The 4,329-nt window shown below is 29.4% G+C and carries 4 protein-coding genes and 1 pseudogene; 4 read left to right on the forward strand and 1 reads right to left on the reverse strand.

Annotation, left to right across the window (positions count from 1 at the left end; translation table 11 throughout):
- Positions 1–160 precede the first annotated feature (160 nt).
- Positions 161–769, forward strand: a complete 609-nt coding sequence (locus tag HMPREF2881_RS00945; RefSeq protein WP_000583537.1) for a recombinase family protein — start codon at positions 161–163, stop codon at positions 767–769.
- Between the two features lie 204 nt (positions 770–973).
- On the opposite strand, the gene qacR is transcribed toward HMPREF2881_RS00945, so the two are convergent.
- Positions 974–1,540 carry a multidrug-binding transcriptional regulator QacR gene (gene qacR / locus HMPREF2881_RS00950; protein WP_001832666.1) on the reverse strand — a complete coding sequence of 189 codons (567 nt, stop codon included), beginning with the start codon at positions 1,538–1,540 and terminating at the stop codon, positions 974–976.
- Between the two features lie 177 nt (positions 1,541–1,717).
- Between qacR and HMPREF2881_RS00955 the strand changes: the two genes are divergently transcribed.
- The 3 genes and pseudogenes from HMPREF2881_RS00955 to HMPREF2881_RS12145 all read left to right on the forward strand — a co-directional run.
- Positions 1,718–3,262 carry a quaternary ammonium compound efflux MFS transporter QacA gene (locus tag HMPREF2881_RS00955; protein WP_000622776.1) on the forward strand — a complete coding sequence of 515 codons (1,545 nt, stop codon included), beginning with the start codon at positions 1,718–1,720 and terminating at the stop codon, positions 3,260–3,262.
- A gap of 204 nt (positions 3,263–3,466) precedes the next feature.
- Entirely contained in the window at positions 3,467–4,027 is a 561-nt protein-coding gene (locus HMPREF2881_RS00960) for a hypothetical protein (protein WP_001077893.1), read from the forward strand.
- A gap of 63 nt (positions 4,028–4,090) precedes the next feature.
- A pseudogene (locus HMPREF2881_RS12145) lies at positions 4,091–4,225 on the forward strand (HAD hydrolase family protein); the annotation flags it as partial.
- Positions 4,226–4,329 lie beyond the last annotated feature (104 nt).

Raw genomic sequence — 4,329 nt, forward strand, 5'->3', positions numbered from 1 at the left:
TAAGTTAAATAACCAAGAAAATAAAGATAAATAATATTACTAAATTTTAAGAAAGATAAAAATTAGACAGGATACACCCTAATCATACAAAGAGAGTTATTGAATTTATAATAACTTAAACGTATGATTAGGGTGTATATTAATTGTGGAGTGAAAATGAATGATTATAGGTTATGCAAGAGTATCTTCGGTAGATCAGAATTTAGAGAGACAGCTAGATAATTTGAAAACATTTGGCGTAGAGAAAATATTTACAGAGAAACAATCGGGAAAGTCAGTAGAAAATAGACCCGTATTTCAAGAAGCACTTAACTTTGTGAGAATGGGCGATAGATTTGTAGTAGAATCGATTGATCGCTTAGGTCGTAATTATGATGAAGTGATTAACACAGTTAATTATTTAAAGGATAAAGAAGTTCAATTGATGATTACTAGTTTACCTATGATGAATGAAGTGATTGGTAATCCACTATTAGATAAATTTATGAAAGATTTAATCGTTCAAATCTTAGCAATGGTTTCAGAACAAGAACGAAATGAAAGTAAACGTAGACAAGCACAAGGTATTCAAGTTGCGAAAGAAAAAGGTGTGTATAAAGGACGCCCTTTACTATATTCACCTAATGCTAAAGATCCTCAAAAACGTATTATCTACCATCGTGTTGTTGAAATGTTAGAAGAAGGCAAAGCAATTAGTAAGATTGCGAAAGAGGTTAATATCACAAGACAGACAGTTTATAGAATTAAAAATGGTAAGGGATTATCTTGATAAATGGATTGTTAATGCAAATGAGATCTTCTCACAGCGTCCTAAATTATATGTTATTCATCTATTATGAGATTCTAATAATAAGACAAGAAAAGAGAGTGCGAATTCGCACTCTCCTTTTGTGTAGTACTATTGAAATTTTGTCTTAAAAACGAACGTAATTTAGAAATAATATTTATTGGTATTTCAAGAATATATATATAATTATTTACTAAGTCCATTTAAAAAAATTTGAGAGAACTTGTTCATAAGTTTAATTCTTTCATTAATATTTTGTTCATGTGTAAAGGTAACAATTCCATTAACAGCGTTTGCTGCTATTTTACTAACAGCATTAACATCATTAATACACCATTCGCCATTTAAATTACCCTCCTTAAAAATTACATGATAAGCATCTATATATTTGTTTTCTAATTTATTCATTTTTTCATTAATGCTATTAGTTTTATAATATTCAGTGCAAAATTCAATTATTGCGTTTTGAAGTGGATAATAGTATTCGGTTGTTAAAGATAGTTCATTATATAAATAAAATTTTTCTCTATTAGTTTTACATTTGATTTGTTCCTTTTTCCACTGTTCTTGCCATTTAGATTCTTCTATATTTAAAATTTCTAAAAATAGATTTTCTTTTGTTTTAAAGTGATAATAAAGATTCCCTTTACTACTTTCTGATAATTTAACAATTTCTCCAGTAGTAGTGGCATTATATCCATTTTTTATAAATAATTCCTTTGCGACACCTAGTATTTTATCTTTCAAGTTCATCACGCCTTTAATGAGTATTAAGTACTATCAATGATAGCACAAAAAATTCAAAGAATAATTGTATAACACAATACAGCCATTTAAATTTCGCAAGATTTTTTGTTGTAATATGTAAAAAAATAGATTACAATCCTTATAGACCGATCGCACGGTCTATAAGGATTGGAGGGAACTTAAATGATTTCATTTTTTACAAAAACTACTGATATGATGACATCAAAAAAAAGATGGACTGCACTAGTAGTATTAGCTGTTAGTTTGTTTGTTGTTACAATGGATATGACAATATTAATTATGGCTTTACCGGAATTAGTAAGAGAGTTAGAGCCTTCTGGTACCCAACAGTTATGGATAGTTGATATATACTCTCTTGTTTTAGCTGGCTTTATAATTCCATTGAGTGCCTTTGCTGATAAATGGGGAAGAAAAAAAGCATTATTAACTGGATTTGCTTTATTTGGCCTCGTTTCATTAGCTATATTTTTCGCAGAAAGTGCAGAGTTCGTAATAGCTATTCGATTTTTACTTGGTATTGCAGGTGCTTTAATAATGCCAACTACTCTTTCAATGATAAGAGTAATTTTTGAAAACCCTAAAGAAAGGGCCACTGCATTAGCTGTATGGTCAATCGCTTCATCGATAGGTGCTGTTTTTGGACCAATTATCGGAGGAGCTTTACTTGAGCAATTTTCATGGCACTCGGCATTTTTAATTAATGTACCGTTTGCGATAATAGCAGTTGTAGCAGGTTTATTTTTATTACCAGAGTCTAAGTTATCAAAAGAAAAGTCTCACTCGTGGGATATTCCTTCTACAATTTTATCAATTGCAGGCATGATTGGACTGGTATGGAGTATCAAAGAATTTTCAAAAGAAGGACTAGCAGATATTATTCCATGGGTTGTAATAGTATTAGCAATTACCATGATAGTGATATTTGTTAAACGTAATTTATCAAGTTCTGATCCAATGTTAGACGTAAGACTTTTTAAAAAGAGATCATTTTCAGCTGGTACAATTGCTGCATTTATGACAATGTTTGCAATGGCATCTGTTTTGTTATTAGCTTCACAATGGTTACAGGTTGTGGAAGAACTTTCTCCTTTTAAAGCTGGCTTATACCTATTACCTATGGCAATAGGAGATATGGTGTTTGCACCAATTGCACCCGGATTAGCGGCGCGATTTGGACCGAAAATAGTGTTACCTTCCGGAATTGGAATTGCAGCCATTGGCATGTTTATTATGTATTTCTTTGGTCATCCATTATCATATTCTACAATGGCTTTAGCATTAATTTTAGTTGGAGCTGGTATGGCTTCACTAGCAGTTGCATCTGCTCTAATAATGTTAGAAACACCTACATCAAAAGCAGGTAATGCAGCTGCTGTTGAAGAGTCTATGTATGACCTTGGAAATGTTTTTGGTGTAGCAGTACTTGGTAGCCTATCTTCTATGCTTTATCGTGTATTTTTAGATATTTCATCTTTTTCATCAAAAGGTATAGTTGGAGATTTAGCTCATGTAGCTGAAGAATCTGTAGTGGGCGCTGTCGAAGTAGCTAAAGCTACGGGGATAAAACAGCTTGCAAACGAGGCTGTAACATCATTTAATGATGCTTTTGTAGCAACTGCTTTAGTAGGTGGGATTATCATGATTATCATTTCAATAGTTGTCTATTTGTTAATTCCCAAATCACTTGATATAACTAAACAAAAATAGTACTAAACATATATTTTTAGATATTGTAGATTAGTTTATTTTTAAAATTAGTAATAGTTAAAAAGTAGAACCATTAATTTTAAATGGTTCTACTTTTTTATTATTAAGTAAAATTATAAAAGACAATTTCTTAAATTAATAATATGATATACCTATATCTAATAATTTATTAGTATTAATAAACCTTGAAAGGATGATTAACTGATGAATAGAGCAGATATTTTTAAAATATTTGATGTAGAACTTAATATAACTATATTTTTAGGAGCACTAGTAGCAACTTTCATCTATTTTATAAGTTACATGAACAATGTAAATGAATTAATTACATTATGCTTAACATTAGCTTTTCCTGCATATTTATTAAAAATTAGCAGATCGTTCGAGGTTATTTTATTAGAGGAAAAAATAAAAAATAGTAAAATCAAAATCTGTGACAAAGATAGAATTGAACGAGAGATACTGGTGAAAAAGAACCTAATAGATGAACTATTGTTTCCTAATAGAGTTATTAAAAAATATACACTGACAATTTTAATTTACAGTATAGGTATTATTATTCTTTTACTACTTTGTAATATGTTAAGTTATGGAATTGGTGAAAATGTCAATTTTATCTGGAGATTACTAGCTTGTTATGTAACGAGTGTCACAGTGATTATAGTTGCCTTGATTATAATGATAATGATATTTGATCTTATAATTGGATTACTATTAAATTTTCAAATATTTTTAAAAAATAAAAAGTATGATGACTTTTTATAATTATTCGATTTATATAATGAAAAATTAAATGATTAAACATAGAAACCTCAAAACAAACCATATTTAATAGAGTTTATGGCGCCTTATACAAATAAAGGCTATGCTGTTAAAGAATTATGTAGCTATCTTCAGATTAATATGGATGATGTTTATACTATTGGCGATAGAAAATTGATTTACCTATGTTTAATACCCTAGATAATTCTTCTGATAATTTAGTTTTTGTTAGAGTTTAACATAACTGATGATTATCAGAAGTTTGAGTCACATTAAAAAGGCACAACAAGTTCATGAACTTGTTG

Origin of the sequence: Staphylococcus sp. HMSC057A08 (assembly GCF_001812925.1) — a bacterium.
GTDB lineage: Bacteria > Bacillota > Bacilli > Staphylococcales > Staphylococcaceae > Staphylococcus > Staphylococcus hominis.